The organism is Streptomyces sp. NPDC003697 (assembly GCF_053587115.1).
Genome location: NZ_JBSFNN010000006.1, coordinates 103,892 through 123,367, shown reverse-complemented (window position 1 = coordinate 123,367; position 19,476 = coordinate 103,892). Strand labels below are relative to the sequence as shown.

20 protein-coding genes are annotated in these 19,476 nt (G+C 73.4%); 8 read left to right on the top strand and 12 right to left on the bottom strand.

Annotated elements, in window-relative coordinates:
* The first annotated feature begins 143 nt into the window (after positions 1–143).
* From ACWDNY_RS04320 to ACWDNY_RS04310, 3 genes are all read left to right on the top strand, one after another.
* Positions 144–1,124, top strand: a complete 981-nt coding sequence (locus ACWDNY_RS04320) for an ROK family protein (protein WP_451644179.1) — start codon at positions 144–146, stop codon at positions 1,122–1,124.
* On the top strand, positions 1,124–2,308 hold the full coding sequence (nagA, locus tag ACWDNY_RS04315) for an N-acetylglucosamine-6-phosphate deacetylase (RefSeq protein ID WP_451644178.1): 1,185 nt from the start codon (positions 1,124–1,126) through the stop codon (positions 2,306–2,308). Before ACWDNY_RS04320 ends, nagA begins: the two co-directional genes overlap by 1 nt.
* A 120-nt stretch (positions 2,309–2,428) precedes the next feature.
* Positions 2,429–3,358 (top strand): 1-phosphofructokinase family hexose kinase, encoded by a 930-nt coding sequence (locus tag ACWDNY_RS04310; protein WP_451644177.1) that lies wholly within the window; start codon positions 2,429–2,431, stop codon positions 3,356–3,358.
* Positions 3,359–3,361: 3 nt separating this feature from the next.
* On the opposite strand, the gene ACWDNY_RS04305 is transcribed toward ACWDNY_RS04310, so the two are convergent.
* Both ACWDNY_RS04305 and cdgB read right to left on the bottom strand, forming a co-directional pair.
* Entirely contained in the window at positions 3,362–4,306 is a 945-nt protein-coding gene (locus tag ACWDNY_RS04305; RefSeq protein WP_451644176.1) for a CBM35 domain-containing protein, read from the bottom strand.
* A 153-nt stretch (positions 4,307–4,459) separates the two neighbouring features.
* Positions 4,460–6,118, bottom strand: a complete 1,659-nt coding sequence (gene cdgB / locus ACWDNY_RS04300; protein WP_451644175.1) for a diguanylate cyclase CdgB — start codon at positions 6,116–6,118, stop codon at positions 4,460–4,462.
* Between the two features lie 340 nt (positions 6,119–6,458).
* On the opposite strand from cdgB, the gene ACWDNY_RS04295 reads away from it, so the two are divergent.
* Entirely contained in the window at positions 6,459–7,079 is a 621-nt protein-coding gene (locus ACWDNY_RS04295) for a flavin reductase family protein (RefSeq protein WP_451644174.1), read from the top strand.
* A gap of 151 nt (positions 7,080–7,230) precedes the next feature.
* On the opposite strand, the gene arfB is transcribed toward ACWDNY_RS04295, so the two are convergent.
* Positions 7,231–7,668 (bottom strand): alternative ribosome rescue aminoacyl-tRNA hydrolase ArfB, encoded by a 438-nt coding sequence (gene arfB, locus ACWDNY_RS04290; RefSeq protein WP_451644173.1) that lies wholly within the window; start codon positions 7,666–7,668, stop codon positions 7,231–7,233.
* Positions 7,669–7,839: 171 nt separating this feature from the next.
* Here arfB and ACWDNY_RS04285 point away from each other — a divergent pair, with 171 nt between their 5' ends.
* Positions 7,840–8,415 carry a TerD family protein gene (locus ACWDNY_RS04285; protein ID WP_451644172.1) on the top strand — a complete coding sequence of 192 codons (576 nt, stop codon included), beginning with the start codon at positions 7,840–7,842 and terminating at the stop codon, positions 8,413–8,415.
* Positions 8,416–8,574: 159 nt separating this feature from the next.
* Here ACWDNY_RS04285 and ACWDNY_RS04280 read toward each other — a convergent pair whose 3' ends face one another.
* Entirely contained in the window at positions 8,575–10,023 is a 1,449-nt protein-coding gene (locus tag ACWDNY_RS04280) for a M1 family metallopeptidase (protein WP_451644171.1), read from the bottom strand.
* Positions 10,024–10,029: 6 nt separating this feature from the next.
* Between ACWDNY_RS04280 and ACWDNY_RS04275 the strand changes: the two genes are divergently transcribed.
* Positions 10,030–10,530 carry a hypothetical protein gene (locus tag ACWDNY_RS04275; RefSeq protein WP_451644170.1) on the top strand — a complete coding sequence of 167 codons (501 nt, stop codon included), beginning with the start codon at positions 10,030–10,032 and terminating at the stop codon, positions 10,528–10,530.
* A gap of 144 nt (positions 10,531–10,674) precedes the next feature.
* Here the strand turns inward: ACWDNY_RS04275 and ACWDNY_RS04270 are convergent, their stop codons facing one another.
* Positions 10,675–11,364: a pentapeptide repeat-containing protein gene (locus ACWDNY_RS04270; RefSeq protein ID WP_451644169.1), complete on the bottom strand. Its 690-nt coding sequence runs from the start codon at positions 11,362–11,364 to the stop codon at positions 10,675–10,677.
* 56 nt (positions 11,365–11,420) lie between these two features.
* Positions 11,421–12,827 carry an NAD(P)/FAD-dependent oxidoreductase gene (locus ACWDNY_RS04265; protein ID WP_451644168.1) on the bottom strand — a complete coding sequence of 469 codons (1,407 nt, stop codon included), beginning with the start codon at positions 12,825–12,827 and terminating at the stop codon, positions 11,421–11,423.
* A 193-nt stretch (positions 12,828–13,020) separates the two neighbouring features.
* Between ACWDNY_RS04265 and ACWDNY_RS04260 the strand changes: the two genes are divergently transcribed.
* On the top strand, positions 13,021–14,091 hold the full coding sequence (locus ACWDNY_RS04260) for a right-handed parallel beta-helix repeat-containing protein (protein ID WP_451644167.1): 1,071 nt from the start codon (positions 13,021–13,023) through the stop codon (positions 14,089–14,091).
* Between the two features lie 107 nt (positions 14,092–14,198).
* Positions 14,199–15,224 carry a methyltransferase gene (locus ACWDNY_RS04255; protein ID WP_451644166.1) on the top strand — a complete coding sequence of 342 codons (1,026 nt, stop codon included), beginning with the start codon at positions 14,199–14,201 and terminating at the stop codon, positions 15,222–15,224.
* 123 nt (positions 15,225–15,347) lie between these two features.
* Here the strand turns inward: ACWDNY_RS04255 and ACWDNY_RS04250 are convergent, their stop codons facing one another.
* Genes ACWDNY_RS04250 through ACWDNY_RS04225 form a run of 6 tightly spaced genes read right to left on the bottom strand, consistent with a single transcriptional unit; the run spans position 15,348 to position 19,430 of the window.
* Positions 15,348–15,671, bottom strand: coding sequence for a TcmI family type II polyketide cyclase (locus tag ACWDNY_RS04250; protein WP_451644165.1), 324 nt, complete (start codon positions 15,669–15,671; stop codon positions 15,348–15,350).
* Positions 15,672–15,691: 20 nt separating this feature from the next.
* A complete protein-coding gene (locus ACWDNY_RS04245; RefSeq protein ID WP_451644164.1) occupies positions 15,692–16,174 on the bottom strand; it encodes an SRPBCC family protein in 483 nt (160 codons plus the stop codon).
* A 1-nt stretch (position 16,175) separates the two neighbouring features.
* Complete coding sequence (locus ACWDNY_RS04240) at positions 16,176–16,433, bottom strand: acyl carrier protein (protein ID WP_451644163.1); 258 nt, start codon at positions 16,431–16,433, stop codon at positions 16,176–16,178.
* A 41-nt stretch (positions 16,434–16,474) separates the two neighbouring features.
* Positions 16,475–17,731, bottom strand: a complete 1,257-nt coding sequence (locus tag ACWDNY_RS04235) for a beta-ketoacyl synthase N-terminal-like domain-containing protein (protein WP_451644162.1) — start codon at positions 17,729–17,731, stop codon at positions 16,475–16,477.
* Positions 17,728–18,993: a beta-ketoacyl-[acyl-carrier-protein] synthase family protein gene (locus ACWDNY_RS04230; protein WP_451644161.1), complete on the bottom strand. Its 1,266-nt coding sequence runs from the start codon at positions 18,991–18,993 to the stop codon at positions 17,728–17,730. The genes ACWDNY_RS04235 and ACWDNY_RS04230 overlap by 4 nt, the downstream gene beginning before the upstream one ends.
* Complete coding sequence (locus tag ACWDNY_RS04225) at positions 18,990–19,430, bottom strand: cupin domain-containing protein (protein WP_451644160.1); 441 nt, start codon at positions 19,428–19,430, stop codon at positions 18,990–18,992. The genes ACWDNY_RS04230 and ACWDNY_RS04225 overlap by 4 nt, the downstream gene beginning before the upstream one ends.
* Between the last annotated feature and the right edge of the window lie 46 nt (positions 19,431–19,476).

Genomic DNA, 19,476 nt, shown 5'->3' with positions numbered 1-19,476 from the left:
CTCACTGCCGGCTCACCGCCCCGGGCGCACAGGAACGGAACCTGTGACCCCACAACGTGAAAGCTTTCGAATCGTCAGACATTAGGTCTACACCACGTAAGTGGACTAGACCTCTCACGGGGGGAAGGGTCACACTGTCCCCCGTGAGACACGTCATCGCCCTCGATGTGGGCGGCACCGGGATGAAGGCCGCGCTGGTCGCGGCGGACGGCGCCCAGCCGCCCGGGGACACCTCCCGCCGACCGCGCGTGCTGCACCTGGTGCGCCGCCCGACCGGCCGCGAACGCGGGCCCGACGCCATCGTCGAGGACATCCTCACGCTCGCCGCCGAGCTGCGTGCCTGGGGCGTGGAGCACCTGGGCGAGACCGCGGCCGCCGCCGGTGTCGCGGTCCCCGGCATCGTCGACGAGCGGCAGGGCACCGCGGTCTACGCGGCCAACCTCGGCTGGCGCGACGTGCCCCTGCGCGCCCTGCTGAGCGAGCGGCTGGCCGGCGCGCCGGTGGCCGTCGGCCACGACGTGCGCACCGGCGGGCTCGCCGAGGGCCGGATCGGGGCGGGGCGCGGCGCCGACCGGTTCCTGTTCGTCCCGCTCGGCACCGGCATCGCGGGGGCCATCGGCATCGACGGCCGGGTGGAGGCGGGCGCGCACGGTTTCGCGGGCGAGATCGGCCACATCGTCGTCCGGCCCGGGGGTGCGGCCTGCCCGTGCGGGCAGCGCGGCTGCCTGGAGCGGTTCGCGTCCGCGGCGGCCGTCGGCCAGGCCTGGGCCGAGGCCGCCGGGAACCCGGCGGCGGACGCGGCCGACTGCGTGCGGGCCGTCGAGTCCGGCGACCCGCGGGCGCGGGCCGTCTGGCGGGAGGCTCTGGACGCGCTCGCCGACGGGCTGGTCACCGCGCTCACCCTGCTGGACCCCCGCACGCTGATCATCGGTGGCGGACTCGCCGAGGCGGGGGAAACCCTGTTCACACCGCTGCGGGACGCCGTCCGGCGGCGCGTCACCTTCCAGAAGCTGCCGTCGATCGTCCCCGCGGCGCTCGGGGACACCGCCGGATGCCTGGGCGCGGGACTCCTCGCCCAGGATCTCCTGACCCCCTGCCACGACTCCCCGGAGGTAACCGCCTGATGGCCCCCAGCAAGGTTCTCGCCGGTGCCCGGGTGGTGCTGCCCACCGGAGTCGTGCCCGACGGACGCGTGGTCGTCGAGGGCACCCGGATCACGCAGGCCGGCGCCGCGCGGCCGGAGCCCGCCGCGGACCCGGCGCCGCTCCCCGCGGACGCGCGGGTGACCGACGCGCGCGGCCACTGGGTGGTGCCCGGCTTCGTCGACCTCCACAACCACGGCGGCGGCGGTGCCTCGTTCACCTCCGGCACGGCCGACGACGTCCTGCGCGGCATCCGCACCCACCGGCTGCACGGCACCACCACGCTGGTCGCCTCGACCGTCACCGGGGACATGGACTTCCTCATCCGGCGGGCCGGGCTGCTCAGCGAGCTGGCCGAGCAGGGCGACCTCGCCGGGGTCCACTTCGAGGGGCCCTTCATCTCGCCGTGCCGCAAGGGCGCGCACTCCGAGGAGCTGCTGCGCGACCCGGACCCGGGGGAAGTGCGCAAACTCGTCGACGCCGCGCGCGGACAGGCCCGGATGATGACCCTGGCCACGGAGCTGCCCGGCGGCCTCGACTCCGTGCGCCTGCTCGCCGACCAGGGGGTGATCGCGGCGATCGGCCACACGGACGCCACCTACGAGCAGACGGTGCAGGCGATCGACGCGGGCGCGACGGTGGCCACGCACCTGTTCAACGCGATGCCCGCATTCAATCACCGCACCCCCGGTCCCATCGCCGCCCTGCTGGAGGACGAGCGGATCACCGTCGAGCTGATCAACGACGGCACGCACCTGCACCCGGCCGCCCTGCGGCTGGCGTTCCACCACGCGGGCGCCGGGCGGGTCGCGTTCATCACCGACGCCATGGACGCGGCCGGCTTCGGCGACGGCCGGTACCTGCTCGGACCGCTGGAGGTCGAGGTCGCGGACGGCGTGGCGCGGCTGGTGGAGGGCGGTTCGATCGCGGGTTCGACGCTCACCCTGGACCGGGCGTTCCAGCGGGCGGTCACGGTCGACGGGCTGCCGGTGGAGGACGCGGTGGCCGCCCTGTCCGCCAACCCGGCCCGGCTGCTCGGCCTGGACGACCGGATCGGCTCGCTGGAGCCCGGCAAGGACGCCGACCTGGTGATCCTGGACGAGGACTTCGCCGTCACGGGCGTGATGCGCCGCGGTGAATGGGTGGTCGCTCCCCAACTGGGCTGATCCGTCCGGCCATACGGCGGGGGGTGGCCACTCCTGGACTGGGCCGTCCGCCGTCCGTTTGGCATGATCGTGCCTCCGGCACTTTGCGACACGCGCATTCACCCGGGGGAGGCAGCCGACGTGATCCTGACGGTCACGCTGAACACCGCTCTCGACATCACCTACCGGGTGCCGTCCCTGCGGCCCCATGCCTCGCACCGGGTGACCGCGGTGGCCGAGCGGCCCGGCGGCAAGGGCGTGAACGTGGCCCGGGTCCTCGCGGCCCTCGGGCACGAGGTCACGGTCACCGGCTTCGCCGGGGGCGGCACCGGGCGCCTGCTGCGCGACCTGCTCGCGGGCATGTCCGGCCTGGTGGACGCGCTGGTACCGGTCGCGGGGGCGACCCGGCGCACCACGGCCGTCGTGGACGAGCGGACCGGTGACACCACCCAGCTGAACGAGCCCGGGCCGGTCATCGCCGCCGGCGAGTGGTCCGCCTTCCAGGACGTCTACGCGGAGCTGCTCGGCCCGGCGTCGGCGGTGGCCCTGTGCGGCAGCCTCCCGCCGGGGCTGCCGGTGGGGGCGTACGCCGGGCTGGTGCGCGCCGCGCGGGCGGCGCACGTGCCGGTGCTGCTGGACACCAGTGGGGAAGCGCTGCGGCGGGGGGTGGCGGCCCGCCCCGACGTCATCAAGCCCAACGCCGACGAGCTGGCCGAGCTCACCGGCTCCCACGAGCCGTCGCGCGCCGCCCAGGACGCCCGCCGGCGCGGCGCCGGGGCGGTGGTCGCCTCGCTCGGCGCCGCGGGACTGCTCGCGGTCACCCCGGAGGGCCGCTGGCGCGCCGCGCCGCCGGCCCGGGTCCACGGCAACCCGACGGGCGCGGGCGACTCCGCGGTCGCGGGCCTGCTGTCCGCGCTGGTCGAGGATCTGCCCTGGCCGGAACGGCTGGCCCGCGCCACCGCCCTGTCCGCGGCGAGCGTCCTGTCCCCCGTGGCGGGCGAGTTCGACCGGGCGGCCTACGCGGAGCTGCTGAGCCGGGTGGCGGTGACGGCGGAGGCCAGCGCGGCCTGAGGGTCAGCCGGACTTGACCCAGCCCTTGGCCAGCCAGAGCTGGTCGAGGTTGGCGTCGCACTGGTTGCCCGGCTCGCACGAGATCTTGATGGTGTTCGTGCCCTTGTTGAGCTGGATGTAGTTGAACGTCTTCGTCCAGCCCTTCTCGTAGTCGCCGGCCGGGGCGTTCGCCCAGTTCTTCAGCTTGACGGGCTGGCCGGCCGCGGTGCCGTTGACCGTCAGCGTGGCCGTGCCGTCCTTGCCGGGGACGCCGTAGCCGACGAACAGGGTGTACTTGCCGTCCTCGGGGATGCCGTTGACGTTCCAGGTGACCGAGGCGCCGGCGGTGTTGAAGTTCGTGACGTAGACGCCGCCGTCCGCCCGGGCGCCCTTGACGTTCGACGCGGTGACCGCGCCGCCGCCCAGCTGCAGGGCCTTGGCGTCGATGGCCGGCAGGTCCTTCTCGTCCCCGGCGCTGTCGCTCGCCGACGGGCTCGGGCCGTCGCTCTGCTCGGCCGTCGGGGAGGCGCCGCCCGCAGCTTCGCCGGACTTGCCGTCGTCGTTGCCGCCGATCATCACGACGCCGATGCCGACGACCACCGCGGCGACCACGGCGACGGCGCCGATCAGCAGGCCCTTGGTGTTGGGGCCGCGGCCACGGGAGCCGCCGCCCTGGGAGGAGGACGCACGGGGGCCGCCCGGACCGCCGCCGGGGAGGGTCTCGGGGGCGGCGTAGTGGGCGTTCGACTGACCGTACGCGCCCTGCTGCTGCGGGGCCTGCCCGTACGGCGCGGTGGGGGACTGCTGGCCGTACTGCCGCTGGCCGACCGTGCGGACCCGGCTGACCGAGTTCGGGTAGCCGTAGCCACCGGACGGCGGCTGGGCTCCGTTGGCCTGACCGTCGGCGTAGAGGTAGCCGAACGGGTCGTCGTCCTCGGGCGTGCTCGCGCCGTTGTTGCCGGGCGTCATCCCTAGGTACTCCTCAACAGGTGCGGTCGGATGCGGTACATGATGGGAAAGGCGAGCGTACCCTCCCGCGTGCTCGAACGCGGTCGAACGGGGGGTGCCCGGCGCGGACCCGTGACGGGTCACACAGCCCGCATCATCTCGCCCGTCCGGGGTTCATCCGGCCCGCCGGTGCTGTTTGGGACGAGATCGTTTCTCGACGTACATCCGTTCGTCCGCGGACTTCAGCACCTCGTCCGCCGTCATGCCGCAGTGCGCCCACCCGATGCCGAAGCTGGCGCCGACGCGGACGGCGCGGCCCTCGGCGCGGATCGGCTGGATGATCTCGTTGCGCAGCCGTACGGCGAGGTCCTGGGCGTCCGCGCGGCCGAGCCCGTCGGCGAGGATGACGAACTCGTCACCGCCGAGCCGGGCCACGGTGTCGCCGTCGCGGACGCCGTTGCTGAGCCGCCGGGCGACCTCGATGAGGACGGCGTCGCCAGCGTTGTGCCCGAACCGGTCGTTGATCGACTTGAAGCCGTCGAGGTCGCAGAAGAGGACCGCCAGGCCCTTGGTGCCGTCGTCGTGCTCCCCCTCGGGGGCGACGGTGTGCACGTGGTGGTCGTAGGCGTCGTACGCCTCCGCCTCCGGCCGGAAGTCGAAGCCGTGGCCGCCGACGTCGTAGGCGGGGTGCCCGTACGCCGCGTCGAGCGAGTCCAGCTCACCGGCGTACCCCGACTGCGGGCGCCGGCAGAGCCGGGAGGACAGGCGGGCCCGCAGCTCGGCGGAGTTCGGCAGGCCGGTCAGCGAGTCGTGGGATGCGCGGTGGGCGAGCTGGAGCTCGCGGCGCTTGCGCTCCTCGATGTCCTCGACGTGGGTGAGCAGGAAGCGGGGGCCGTCGGCGGCGTCCGCGACGACGGAATTGCGCAGGGACACCCACACGTAGCTGCCGTCGCGGCGGCCCAGGCGCAGCTCGGCGCGGCCGCCCTCGGCGGAGGTCCGCAGCAGGGTGCCGATGTCCTCCGGGTGGACGAGATCGGAGAAGGAGTAGCGGCGCATCGCGGAGGCGGGGCGGCCCAGCAGACGGCACAGGGCGTCGTTGGTGCGCAGGATGCGGCCGTGCTGCTCGCCGCCCATCTCGGCGATGGCCATGCCGGAGGGCGCGTACTCGAAGGCCTGGCGGAAGCTCTCCTCGCTGGCGCGCAGGGCCTGCTGCTCGCGCTCCAGGCGGACCAGGGCGCGCTGCATGTTAGCGCGCAGCCGGGCGTTGCTGATCGCGATGGCGGCCTGGAAGGCGTACATCTGCAGCGCCTCGCGGCCCCAGGCGCCCGGGCGCCGGCCGTTGCGCGGGCGGTCCACGGAGATGACGCCGAGCAGCTCGCCGGAGCCGCCGCCGGGCCCGCCGGGGGTGTACAGGGGCGCGAACAGCCGGTCGGCCGGATGCCACTCGTCCTCGAAGCGGGGGTCGGGCCCGTCGGTGTACCACTGCGGGACGTCGTCGTCGTCGAGGATCCAGCCCTCGGTGTGCGGTATGAAGACCAGGTCGCCCCACTGCTCGCCCATGGCCAGCCGCCGGTCCCAGGAGTCGCGCGAGCCGACGCGTCCGGTGATGAGCGCCTCGGCGGCGGGGTTCCCGGCGAAGGCGGCGACGACGAGGTCGCCGTCGGGGCGGACGAGGTTCACGCACGCCAGCTCGTAGCCCAGGCCGTTCACGACGCCGTCGGCGACGCTCTGCAGCGTGTCGGCCAGGCTTCGCGCGGTGTTCATGTCCGCCATGACCTGGTGCAGTTGTCGCAGGGTCGCAAGGCGGACATACGGCTCCGACTCGGTCTCCATGCTCGCCCTCCCCCCGAGACCTCGCAGCGAATCAAGGGTTCTCTTCGGCGTATCTTTCCTTGCAGTGGTCTCCGCCACTGAATCACAGCGCGAAGCCCACCCGGTACACAGGGTCAACAATTAGTCGCCCCTGTGACTCAAGTCACAGCCAAACGTGAATAATTGCGTGGAGTTCCTGCGGTTTCCCTGCGCCTTTCCTGAACGCAGGCTTTGTAAGTGTGTGGACATGATGCACGAGGGGCGCGCGCGGCGGGCCGAAAAAGCTCCTCCTTGGGCCCTAGGTCCGGTTTCGGACCCTGGGCCGATGCGGCCGGCGCGAGCCGCTGACTAGCGTTTTCCCGTGCTGAACACTTCCTCCGCCCCGCCCGCCGCCTCCGTCCCCCCGGGCTCGCCCGGCTCGCCGGACCCCTTCGACCCGTCCGACTCCGGGCATGCTGGGGGAGTGACCGACGACGAGTTCCGCGCCGCCATGTCGCGGCTGGCCGCGGGCGTGGTCCTGGTGACCGCGCGGGAGGCGCCGCTCGACCCGGACGACCCCCTGGCCCCGGCCGGCGAGGACGCCGGCATGACGGCTACGGCGTTCATGTCCGTCTCTCTCGACCCGCCGCTCGCCATGGTCAGCCTGCGCACGGGCTCCCGGATGGACGACGTGCTCGCCGAGCAGCCCCTGTGGGCGGTCTCCGTCCTGTCCGCGGGCCAGCACCACATCGCCGGCCGCTTCGCCATGAAAGGCCGCCTCAGCGACCGGCTGCTGTTCCAGGACATCCCCTGCGTGCGCGGCGAGGTCTCCGGCGCGCCTCTGGTGGAGGGTGCCCTGGCCACCCTGGAGTGCCGCACGGAACAGCGGGTTCCGGCGGGCGACCACACACTGGTGCTCGGCCGCGTGCTCACGGCGAGGGTCCCGAGCGCGGACGGCGGCCCGCTGATGTACTACCAGGGCCGGTACCGGCACCTGGGGTGACGACGGCCGCCGGCCGGGGCGCGGGGCCTCTCCCCTGCCCGCACCCGGCCGCGGCCCGGCGGACCCGCACAAGAGCGTGGCGCCGGGCCCGGGCGAGACGGACGGGCATTCGCGGCCCCGCGGGACGGCCGGGCGTGGCGGGCCGGGCGGCTCAGGTCCAGTCGCGGCCGGAGCGGCCCCGCTTTCTCTCCGAGCGCTGCTTCTTCTCCCGCAGCCGTCGCTCGTTGATCCCGCGCGGCACCCGGGTCGGTCTACGCGGCCCGGGCGGCGGCGCGGACGCCTCGGCCAGGAGCGCGGCCAGCCGGACGGCGGCGGCCTCCCGGTTGCGCCACTGGGAACGGTGCTCGGAGGCCCGGACGCTGACGACCCCGTCGACGAGCCGGCCGGCCAGCCGGCGCAGGGCCCGCTCCTTCCACACCGGGGGCAGGGCCTGCGTCCGCGCCAGGTCGAAGCGCAGTTCCACCTGGGAGTCAGTGGTGTTGACGTGCTGTCCGCCGGGGCCCGACGACCGCGAGAAACGCCACATGAGCTCGGCCTCGGGCAGTGAGACCGAGCCGCGGACGACGTACGGACCGGACATGGCTCCCATCTTCCCGTCCCGCCACGGTTCACGTCACCCGGTTTTCCGCCGCCGCCCGCGGAGGGACGAGCCGGGTAAAAAAGGTAAAGAGATCCGGAACCGAGGGGACCCCCCTAGGCGTTGTGCAGAGTGCCGGTAGCTTCGTCGGCATCACGCAACGAGGGAAGGGACTCCCACACCATGGCTGTAAGCCTCTCCAAGGGCGGCAACGTCTCGCTCACCAAGGAAGCTCCGGGCCTGACCGCCGTCACCGTGGGCCTCGGCTGGGACGTCCGCACCACCACCGGCACGGACTTCGACCTGGACGCCTCCGCGATCGCGGTCAACCCGCAGGGCAAGGTCTATTCGGACCAGCACTTCGTGTTCTTCAACAACAAGCAGACCCCGGACAGCTCCATCGTCCACACCGGTGACAACCGCACGGGTGAGGGCGCCGGCGACGACGAGGCCATCAACGTCAACCTGGCCGGGCTCCCGGCCGACATCGAGAAGGTCGTCTTCCCGGTCTCCATCTACGACGCCGAGAACCGCGGCCAGAACTTCGGCCAGGTCCGCAACGCCTACATCCGCATCGTCAACCAGGCCGGCGGCGCCGAGATCGCCCGCTACGACCTGTCCGAGGACGCCGCCACCGAGACGGCCATGGTCTTCGGCGAGCTGTACCGCAACGGTGCGGAGTGGAAGTTCCGCGCGGTCGGCCAGGGTTACGCCTCCGGCCTGGTCGGCATCGCCCAGGACTTCGGCGTCAACGTCTGACGGGCACACGGCTCCTGAGGCCGCCCCGGACACGGCGGTGCGCGGGGCCCCCGGCCGGTGGCGGGGCCCCGCGCGCCGTCGGCCACCGTCGGGACCGCGTGCGAAACGCGCCCAGGGCGCCGGGATTTCGGCAGCCGTGAACGGGTGCCGGACCGCCCCTCACGGACGGTCCGGCTTCCCGTCGCCGTACAGCCAGTCGGCCCAGACGGCACCGAAGTCCTTGTCCGGCGCGCTCTTCTCCACGTACGCGGTGAAGGCGGCGGTGTCCGCGTTCCCGTGGCGGTGGGCGGCGGCCCAGCCCCGGACGATGCCGCGGAAGGCGTCGTCCCCCACGAGCTGCCGGATCTTGTGCAGCACCATGGCTCCCCGGTAGTAGACGGGCGGATCGGAGATGTGCGCGGCACCGCTCGGCCTCGCGGGCGGGAACGCCCAGATCTCCTCGTTCTCCTCGGGGTCGTCGAAGTAGGTGCCGCGGTAGAGCGCGTCGAAGGTCTTCTGCGCGCCGGCGCCGCCGTGCTCCTCCTCCCACAGCCACTCGGCGTACGTCGCGAAGCCCTCGTTGAGCCACATGTCCCGCCACGTCCTCGGGGTGACCGAGTCGCCGTACCACTGGTGGGCGTACTCGTGCACGAAGGTGCCGAGGTCGGGCGCCCCCGCGAAGACGGGGCGGTTCTGGGTCTCCAGGGCGTAGCCGGCGTCGCCGGGGCGCTCCACGATGGCGCCGGTGGAGGCGAACGGGTACGGGCCGAAGGTGTCCTGCGCCCACTGCATCACCTCGGGCAGCCTGGCGAGCACGACGCGGCCGGCCGCGGCCTGGGCGGGGTCGACGGCGACGAGGACGGGCAGGCCGCTCTTCGTCGTGGAGCGGGTGACGTCGAAACGGCCGATCGCGAGGGTGGCCAGGTAGCTCGCCATCGGCTCGGCGACGTGCCAGCGGGACGTGGTGCGGCCCCGGCCGGTGGTCTCGCTCGTCAGCTCCCCGTTGGAGACGGCCTTCAGGTCCCCGGGCACGGTGACCGCGATGTCGTAGGCCGCCTTGTCGGACGGGTGGTGGTTGCCGGGGAACCACGCCATCGAGCCCGTCGGCTCGCCGAGGGCGAGGGCGCCGTCGTCCGTGCGCAGCCAGCCCTCCTGGGAGCCGTCCGGGTCGGTGATCGTCCGCGGGCTGCCGGAGTAGCGGACGGTCGTGGTGAACGTCCGCCCCTTGCCGAGCTCGTCGCGCGGCCGGACGGTGAGCTCCTGGCCGGCGCGGCTGAAGCGGGCGGCGGCGCCGTCGACGGTGATCCCGCCGACGTTCATCCCTTCCAGGTCCAGATCGAAGGCGGACAGCCGCTGCGTGGCGCGGGCGGTGACGACGGCGGTGCCGGTGAGGCGGCGGCGGCCCTGGTCCCAGGAGAGGGTGAGGCCGTAGTGGGTGACGTCGTAGCCGCCGTTGCCCGACCTGGGGAAGTACGGGTCGCGCACGCCGGAACCGCCCGGGGTGCCCTGCACGCCGCCGTCGCAGGCTGTCAGGGCAAGGGCCAGCAGGGCGCAGGTGACCGCCGCGGGCCGGACGGAAGGCGCGTGCCGGGACACGCTCGCGATCCTATGCGGGGAGCGTGACACCATCACCTCGTGCTCGACATCGGCTACGCCCTCTCCAACCGTTTCCCCGATCCCCCGCAGACGGACTACCGGCGCGCGGACGTCCACGCACTGCGCCACGACCTGTTCTGCGGTGACGTCTATCTGGCGGACACCGAGGCGGACCGGGAGCTGTCCACCGCCTGGGGGTGGGTGCCGGTGCTCGACTTCGCGTGGGCGCTGTGCGACATCGTGGAGCATCTGGACCGCGACCCGGCCGGATCGCGTGCGTCACGCCCCCAGCGGGCCGAGCTGGACTTCACCGAGTCGACGGACCGCATGCTCTTCGAACGCCGCTTCGGCTGGGTCGACGTCGAGGCCGACTGGATGCCGGCCGAGGAGCCCCCGCTGACGTTCTCCCACGCCGAGCTGCGCAGGGAGGCCCGGGACTTCCTGCACGACCTGATCGCGGACCTGTGCGACCTGCACGAGGACCTCGCGGACAACCCGGCGATCTGGACGCTGCAGGCCCGTTTCCCCCGGCTGCCGTGAGCGGGCCGGCCGCCCCGGCGGCCGCCACCGGCGGGCACGCCCGGGCAGCCACCGCCGAACACGCCCCGGCATGGACCGCGGGGCACGGCCCGCCACTCACCGCAGGGCACGACCCGGTCGGCGGCACCCGGCACGGCCCGCGACTCAGTCCTCCACCGCGATTCCCAGCTCCGCCGCCAGCAGCGGCGCCAGGTCGAGGAGCTGCCCCGTACTGATCACCGCGCCGGCCAGCCGGTCCAGCCCGCGGGCCACCTCCAGCGGGGCGGCGCCGCGCAGGTCCGTGTCCCTGAGCACGGCGGCGGTGAGGTCGGCGCCCTTCACGGCGCAGTCGACGAACTCCACCCGTTCCAGGCGGGCGCCGCCGAAGTCCGGCTCGACGAGGACGCAGCCCTCGAAGACGACGTCCTTCAGCCTCGCGTTGCGCAGGTTCAGCCAGTCGATCTTGCCGCCGCGGATCCACACCCGTTCCAGGACCGCGCCGTGCAGCTGGACCCCGCCGAGGCGGACGTCGACGAGCTCCACGTCGCGCAGGGTGGCCTCGGCCAGGTCCGTGCCCACGCCACGCAGCCCGGTGACGACCGAGTCCAGCAGCCGGGCGTGGTGCAGCGACGCCTCGTCCGCGGCGCAGCCCGTCAGCGCGCAGTCCATGAACCGGGCCCCCGCGCCGTTCTGCCCGGAGAGGTCCGCCTGACGGAACTCCAGCCCGTCGTAGTCCCCGTCCGGCTCCAGCCCGCCGGAGCCGAAGGGCTCCAGCGCGGGCAGCCGCACCTCCGGGCGCCGCGCCGCCTTCACCCCTGTGCCGGTCCGGGCGGCCCCGGTCGCTCTCCTCACCATGCCGCTCATCCTGCCGCCCGCCACCGACAACCGCGCCACGGGCCCACAGCCGCGGGTCAGTGGCGCCCCGCCACCCGGTCGGCGACACGGGCCAGCCGGGAAGAGCGGGCGCTGTGCGTGCGCAGTTCGCGCCGGTCGGCGGCGCGGTAGGTGGCGTACAGGCCCCGGACCCCCAGCCAGCGCAGCGGCTCCGGCTCCCACTTGCGCACCCGGTGGCCGACCCACGGCAGCTCGGTGAGGCCGGTCGGGCCCGCCTGGCCGGAGTCGAGCCGGACGAGGTCCCGCAGTGTGCGGGCGGCGAGGTTGGCGGTGGCGACCCCCGAGCCGACGTAGCCGCCCGCCCAGCCCAGTCCGGTGGACCGGTCCAGCGTCACGGTGGCGCACCAGTCCCGGGGCACCCCGAGCACGCCGGACCAGGCGTGCTCCACGCGCACCCCGGCCAGCGAGGGGAAGAGGCCGACGAGGACGTCGCGCAGGGCGTCGACCGTCGCCGCCCGGGTGCGGCCGTCGTGGTCGGTGCGCGAGCCGAAGCGGTAGGGCACCCCGCGCCCGCCGAGCGCGATCCGGCCGTCGGCGGTGGCCTGCGCGTACATGTACGCGTGCGCCATGTCGCCCAGCGTCTCGCGGCCCGCCCAGCCGAGCGCGTCCCACTGTGCCTCGGTCAGCGGCTCGGTGGCGATCATCGACGAGTTCATGGGCAGCCAGGTGCGCCGCTGGCCCCTGAGCGAGGCCGTGAAGCCCTCCGTGCAGCGCAGGACGTAGGGCGCGCGGACCGTGCCGTACGGGGTGACGGCGTGCTTCGGGCGGATCTCCGTCACCGGCGTCGACTCGTGGATCGTCACGCCGAGCGCCTCCACGACCGCCGCGAGTCCCTTCACCAGCTTCGCCGGGTGCAGCCGGGCGCCGTGCGGGGTCCACGTGGAGCCGACGGCGCCCGCCACCCGGATCCGCTCGGCGGTCTCGCGGGCGCCGTACAGCTCGCGGTCCTTCTCGCCGAAGGCCAGCTCGTGCTCGTGGAAGGCCCTCAGCCGGGCCAGCTGAGCGGGTGTCCGGGCGACTTCGAGGACGCCGCCGCGGTGGACGCCGGCCTCGATGCCCTCCTCGGCCGCGACCCGGACGACCTCCTCCACGGTGTCGTTCATCGCCCGCTGCAGGCGCACGGCGGCCTCCCGGCCGTGCAGCCTCGCGTACCGGTCCCGGCCGGCGACGCCGTTGTAGAGCCAGCCGCCGTTGCGCCCCGAGGCGCCGTAGCCGCAGAACTTCTGCTCCAGGACGGTGACGCGCAGGAAGGGCGCCGCCTTCTTCAGGTAGTACGCGGTCCACAGACCCGTGTACCCGCCCCCGACGATCACGACGTCGGCCGCCGCGTCACCGGTGAGCGGCTCCCGCACCGGGGGCAGGCCGTCGTCCGCGAACCAGAAGGAGATGCCGCCGTTCACGGCACCGCTCACCGAGCTGTTCATGGCCGGACGTTAACCCCTGGGCACGGCCCCTGTCTCCTTCGGATTCCGTGCTTTTCCCCGGCCCCTCACGGCGGCCCCGGCGCGGGGCGGCGGACCGGGCACGCGTCACGGACCCGGCCACGGCCCGCAGGTGACACGCCGCCGGACGGCCGATGCCGGGTGGCACCGCCACGACGGTCATACGGTACGGAATATGACGAAACGGCATATCATTCTTCTCGCGTGCACCGCTGCGCTCGTCGGGGCGGGCCTCGGCGCCGCCCCGCCGGTCTCCACGCCGGAGATCTCCGTGCCGACGACGCACCTGGTGCGTCAGGGTGGGTCGATCCAGGAGGCGGTGGACGCCGCCCGGCCCGGTGACACCGTGCTGCTGATGCCCGGCACCTACCACGAGAGCGTCGACGTGGCCACGTCCGGCGTGACGCTGCGCGGCTTCGGCCGCTACACCGTGCTCGAGCCGGCCGCGAAGGCCTCCGGCCGCTGCGCCGAGGGCGGCAACGGCATCTGCGTGACGGGCACGAAGGACCGCCCCGTGGAGGGCGTCACCGTCGCCAACCTCACCGTGCGCGGCTTCTCCCGCGCCGGGGTCTTCGCGCAGTCGGCGGACCGGCTGACCGTGCGCCGGGTCACCGCCGAGAACAACGGCCAGTGGGGCATCGCCGAGGAGGGTGCCGCGCGCAGCGTGTACCGGGCCAACACCGCCCGGAACAACGGCGACGCGGGCCTCTTCCTCGCCAACACCATCACCACCGAGGCGGGCGCCACCGACGCCGGCGGCACGCTGCTGGAGGACAACCGGCTCGAGGGCAACCGCATCGGCGCCACCGTCCGGCGCCTGCGCAACGTGGTCGTCGCCGACAACGACGTCACCGGCAACTGCGCGGGCGTCTTCGTCGTCGGCGACGAGAACCGGCCCAGGGCCGGCGCCGTGACGGTCACCGACAACCGCGTCACGGGCAACAACAAGTACTGCCCGAAGACCGCGCGTCTGCCCTACCTCCAGGGCTCCGGCATCGTCCTGACCGGCGTCGAGGACACGCTGGTGACCCACAACACCGTCACCGGCAACGCCGGCGAGTCGCCGCTGTCGGGCGGCGTCGTGCTGTTCAAGAGCTTCGTCGGCGCGAGCAGCGAGCGCAACCGCGTCACCGAGAACATGCTCGACGGCAACTCCCCGGCGGACCTGGTCGACCAGGAGACCGCCCGGAACAACACCTTCGCGGGCAACACCTGCCGGGCCTCCCGGCCCGCGGGACTGTGCTGACCACCCGCCGTCCCCACCGAACGGCAACAGCACCACCGAACGGCAGCACAGAACTGCACCACTGAACGCCTCCACTGAACGGCTCCACGAAAGAAGGAAGGCGGCGCATGACGACCGCAACCACCCCACCGCCGTCCATGCGGCTGCGGGAACTCGCGTTCGGGGCGGCGTGTGCCGCCGCTCTCCGCGCGGCCGCCCGGCTGGGTGTCGCCGACGCGCTCGGTGACACCCCGATGGCCGTGGAGGACCTCGCGGCCGCGGTGAAGACCGAGCCCAAGCCGCTGCGGCGGCTGCTGCGCGCCCTGTCCTGCTACGGCGTCTTCACCGAGCAGGGGGACGGCACGTTCGCCCACACCGACATGTCGCGCCTGCTGCGCGAGGACGACCCCAACAGCCTGCGCTACATCACGCTGTGGTGCACCGAGGCGTGGACCTGGGACGCCTGGCCGAAGCTGGACGACGCGGTGCGCACCGGCCGCAACGTCGTCCAGGACCTGTACGGCAAGGAGTTCTTCGTCTACCTCAACGAGGACGCCCCGGAGTCGGCCGACGTCTTCAACCGGGCCATGACGACCTCCAGCCGCCAGTCCGCGCAGGACGTGGCCGACCTGCTCGACCTGTCCGCGGCGTCGTCGGTCGCCGACATCGGCGGCGGCCAGGGGCACGTCGTGGCGGGCCTGCTGGAGAAGTACCCCTCGATGCACGGCACGCTGCTGGACCTGCCGCGCGTGGTGGAGAACGCCGACCCGCGGCTGCGCGACGGCGGCGCCCTCGCCGACCGGGTGACCATCGTGCCCGGCGACTGCCGTGCGGCCATCCCGGTGAAGGCCGACGTCTACATCATCAAGAACATCCTGGAGTGGGACGACGAGAGCACCGCCCGGTGCCTGCGGAACGTCATCGAGGCCGGCGGCCCCGGGGCGCGGGTCGTGGTCATCGAGAACCTCGTCGACGACACCCCCTCCATGCGGTTCAGCACCGCCATGGACCTGCTGCTGCTGCTCAACGTCGGCGGCGCCAAGCACACCACCGACAGCATGGTGAGCCGGATCACCGCCGCGGGCCTGGTCATCGACGACGTCCGCCCGGTCAACCCCTATCTGCACGCGTTCGACTGCACCGTCCCCGAGTGACACGACCCGAGGGGTGCGGCTGACGGGCCACCGGCCGCCGGGCCCGCGACGCTGCGGGCCCGGCGGCCGCGGCCGTCCGGGGCACGGCCGGACGGCGGGGTCGGTGACGGGGAGCCGGCCGGCTCAGTCGCGCTCCCAGACGTAGAAGCGCTGTGCCATCGCGTCCTTCGGGGAACGCCACGTCTGCGGATCGTAGGCGCTGACGTACGCCGACAGCCGCTCGCTGATGTCCCGGAACTCCGGGTGCCCGGCCACCTTGGCGATGGCGGGGCCCGGGTCCCGCTCGGACTCCACGAGGTGCATGTACACGTCGCCGAACTGGAAGAGGCTGCGCCGGGCGACCCCGACGAGGTGCGGCAGCTCCCCCCGGTCGGAGTCCGCGAAGATCTCGGCGATGTCCGGGGCGGACCCCGGGGCCATCCGGGCGACGATGAGGGCCTGGTGCATGTGCTGCGTCTCCGTCCGGCTCAGTCGGTGGTGAAGGCCGGCTCGGCCCGGCGCCCGGCCGCGGCCTGCTCGATCCTGTCGCGGATCAGGGCCATCTGGACCTTCGAGTTCCTGTTGATGTTGTCGGTCATCCAGTCGTCGTCGACCGGCGCGTCCGGCTTCATGGCGAAGTCCTGCGTCCACACCATCCGCGTACCGCCGGGAACCTCCTCGTAGCGCCAGTGGATGTCCATGTGGGCGAACGGGCCGGTCTCGACCCGTCGGGCCTTGACCGTGAGCGTGCTGCGGTCCGGCTCCCGCTCGGAGACCCAGCTCCAGACGGTGCCGTTCTCGTCCGGGTGCATGGTGAGCCGGAAGGTGCACTTGTTCCCCTCCTGGGACAGGATCTCCGCGGAGGCGTACTCGCTGAACAGCTGCGGCCAGCGCTCCACGTCGTTGGTCATGTCCCAGACCAGGTCGACCGGCGCGGCGATCGTGATCTCGTTCTGCGTGTGTCCGGCCATGTCAGGCTCCTGCCATGAGGGTGCTGTTGACGAGGTCGAGGAACTGCCGGGGGGTCTTGCAGCGCTCCGCGTCGGGAGGCATCGGCGTGCCGTGCCGGTTCTCCAGCTCGCCCACGATGCCGAGCAGGCCGAGCGAGTCGATGCCGATGTCGTCGAAGCCGGTGTCCGGCCGGTCCTGAAGCTGCTGCGGGCTGACGGTGATACCGGCGGCGGTCTTCATCAGCTCGGACAGTTCTTCCACGGTGATGTGGGCACTCATGCGAGTTCCTCTCGTTTGCTCCGGTTTCGCTCCGGGCGGCCTCACCAGGAGGCGTCGGCGGCGCCGTGCCGCAGCACGAGCGCCGAGTTCGACCCCATGAGCCCCCGGCTGAGGACCAGCGCCGTGCGCAGCTCGGCGGCGCGGGCGCGGGCGGTCACCAGGTCGAGGTCATGGCAGGTGTCGAAGACGTTGGGGGTCGGCGGGACCATCCCGTGCTCCATGGCGAGGACGGCGGCCGCGGCGTCCAGCACGGGTGCCGCGCAGTAGGCCCGGCCGATGCCGGTCTTCGGCGCGGTGACCGGCACGCGCCGGGCGTGCGCGCCCAGGGCGTCGGCGACCGCGAGCGCCTCGGCCCGGTCCGCCTCCGGGATGCCGAGCGCGTCGGCGAAGACGACGTCGACCTCCTCCGGGGCGCAGCCGGCCTCGTCCAGCGCGCCGCGGATCGCCTGGGCCAGCCCTTCCCGGGACTCCGCCCAGCGGGAGGGCCCGGTGAACGTCGCCGCGTGCCCGGCGACGGTGGCCCGCACCGGCACCTCCCGCTCCCGGGCCGAGGCCGCGTTCTCCACGACGAGCATGGCGCCGCCCTCCGCGGGCACGAAGCCGCAGGCCGAGTCCGTGAACGGTCGGTAGGCCCGGGCCGGGTCCGCCACGCCGCTCAGCTCCCCGTAACCGAGCTGGCAGACCATCGAGTACGGGGCCAGCGGCGCCTCCGTCGAGCCGGCCACGATCACGTCGGTACCGCGCCTGACCGCCCGCGCCGCGTGCGCGAGGGCGTCCAGGCCGCCCGCCTCGTCGGCGGCGACGACCGAGCACGGGCCCTTGAACCCGCGGCGGATGGAGATCTGGCCGGTGCTGGCGGCGTAGAACCAGGCGATGGACTGCCAGGGCCCCACGTACCGGCTGCCCTTGCCCCACAGCTTCTGCAGCTCCCGCTGGCCGAACTCGCCACCGCCGGAGCCGGCCGCAGTGACCACGCCCGCCGAGAACGGGACGTCGCCGGTGTCCCCCGGACCGAGCCGGGCGTCCTCCAGCGCCGCGTCGGCGGCGGCCATCGCGAAGTGCGTGAACCGGTCCGTCTGGACGAGGTAGCGCTCCTCGACGGACGCCGACGCCTCGAAGGCGCGGACCTCGCCGGCGACCTTCAGCGGCAGGTGCTCGCAGCCCTCGCGGGTGATGCGGTCGAGGACGGCGACGCCCTCCCGGGTGGCCTTCCAGAACGTCTCGGCGTTCGTTCCGTTCGGCGCGACCACACCGACGCCGGTGACGGCCGCGCGCCGCTCGTGCGGTGCACTGCTCATGTGCCCTCCCTCGGCCGGGTCAGGATCACCGCGGACTGGAAGCCGCCGAACCCGCTGCCCACGGAGAGCACGCTGTCGAGCTTCCGCTCGCGGGCGACCCGCGGGACGTAGTCCAGGTCGCACTCGGGATCGGGGGTCTCGTAGTTCGCGGTCGGCGGGACCACCTGGTGGGCCAGGGCCAGCACACAGGCCACCACCTCGATCGCCCCGATCGCCCCGAGCGAGTGGCCCACCATGGACTTGATGGAGCTCATGGGCGTGTCGTAGGCGTGGTGCCCGAGGGCCCGCTTCACCGCGGCGGTCTCGTGCCGGTCGTTCTGCCGGGTGCCGGAGCCGTGCGCGTTGACGTAGTCGATCGCGGAGCCGTCCAGGCGGGCGTGGTCGAGCGCGGTCTCGATCGCCCGGGCCATCTCCACACCCTCACTCGTCAGGCCGGTCATGTGGTACGCGTTGCCGAAGGTGGCGTAGCCGCTGAGCTCGCAGTACACGTGCGCACCGCGGGCCCGGGCGTGCTCCAGCTCCTCCAGGACCAGCACCGCGCCGCCCTCGCCCATGACGAACCCGTCACGGTCGTTGTCGAAGGGGCGCGACGCGTGCGCGGGGTCGTCGTTGTTCGGCGACGTCGCCTTGATCGCGTCGAAGCACGCCATGGTGATCGGCGATATGGGCGAGTCCGACGCCCCGGCTATGCAGATGTCGGCCCGGCCCTCCTCCACGGTGTGCAGGGCGTATCCGACCGCGTCGAGGCCGGAGGTGCAGCCCGTGGAGACGGTCTGCACCGGCCCGTGCGCCCCGAAGCGCTCCGCCACCGTCGAGGCCAGGGTGCTCGGCGTGAACGCCCGGTGCAGATGGGGCTCGGCCCGCTCGTGGTCCACGTCCCAGCGCTCGCCGCCGTGGCTGACCAGGACGTAGTCGTGCTCCAGCCGGGTGGTGCCGCCGACGGCGGTGCCCAGGGACACCCCCACCCGCCAGGGGTCCTCCCGGGCCAGGTCGAGACCGGAGTCCCGTACGGCCTCCTCGCCGGCGACCAGCGCGAACTGGATGTACCGGTCGCAGCGGGCGATCTGCTCCTCGTCCAGCCCGCAGGCCACCGGGTCGAAGTCGCACTCGGCGGCTATCCGGGACCGCAGGCCGGCGGGGTCGAAGAAGGTGATGCCCCGTGTCGCCGTCCGCCCGCCGGCCAGCAGGTCCCAGAACGCCGGGGCGCCGATGCCGCCGGGCGCCACGATGCCTATGCCGGTGACCGCCACTCGCCTGGTCATGACCGCACCTCCGCCGTTGCGGCCTCCCCGGCGGCCGCGACGGCGACGTCCTCGGTCTCCTCCGTGTCGACGTGGCCGAGCTGCGGGCGCGGGGCCAGCGGACCCAGGTGGAAGACGATCCGGGCCTCCACGTCGCCCACGTTGCGGAAGCGGTGCCGCATGTAGGCCGGGATCATCAGGCCCTGCTCCGGCCCGAGCGGGTGCGGGTCGCCGTCCAGGTCCACCTCCAGATCGCCGCAGACGACGTAGACGAACTCCTCGGAGTAGGGGTGGTAGTGCTCGCCGATGCGGTCACCGGGCTGGACGATGGCGACGCCCATGAAGCCGCTGGTGGAACCGACCGTGGCGGGAGTGAGCATGGCGCGCAGATCGCCGCCGCGCTTGGTGTTGGGCTCGGTCTCGTTGAGGTTCACGATCCTGGGCCGTGGTTTGATCACGACGTTCCTCCGTTGGTGTGGTGCGTCGGCGGGGACGTGGCCGGCG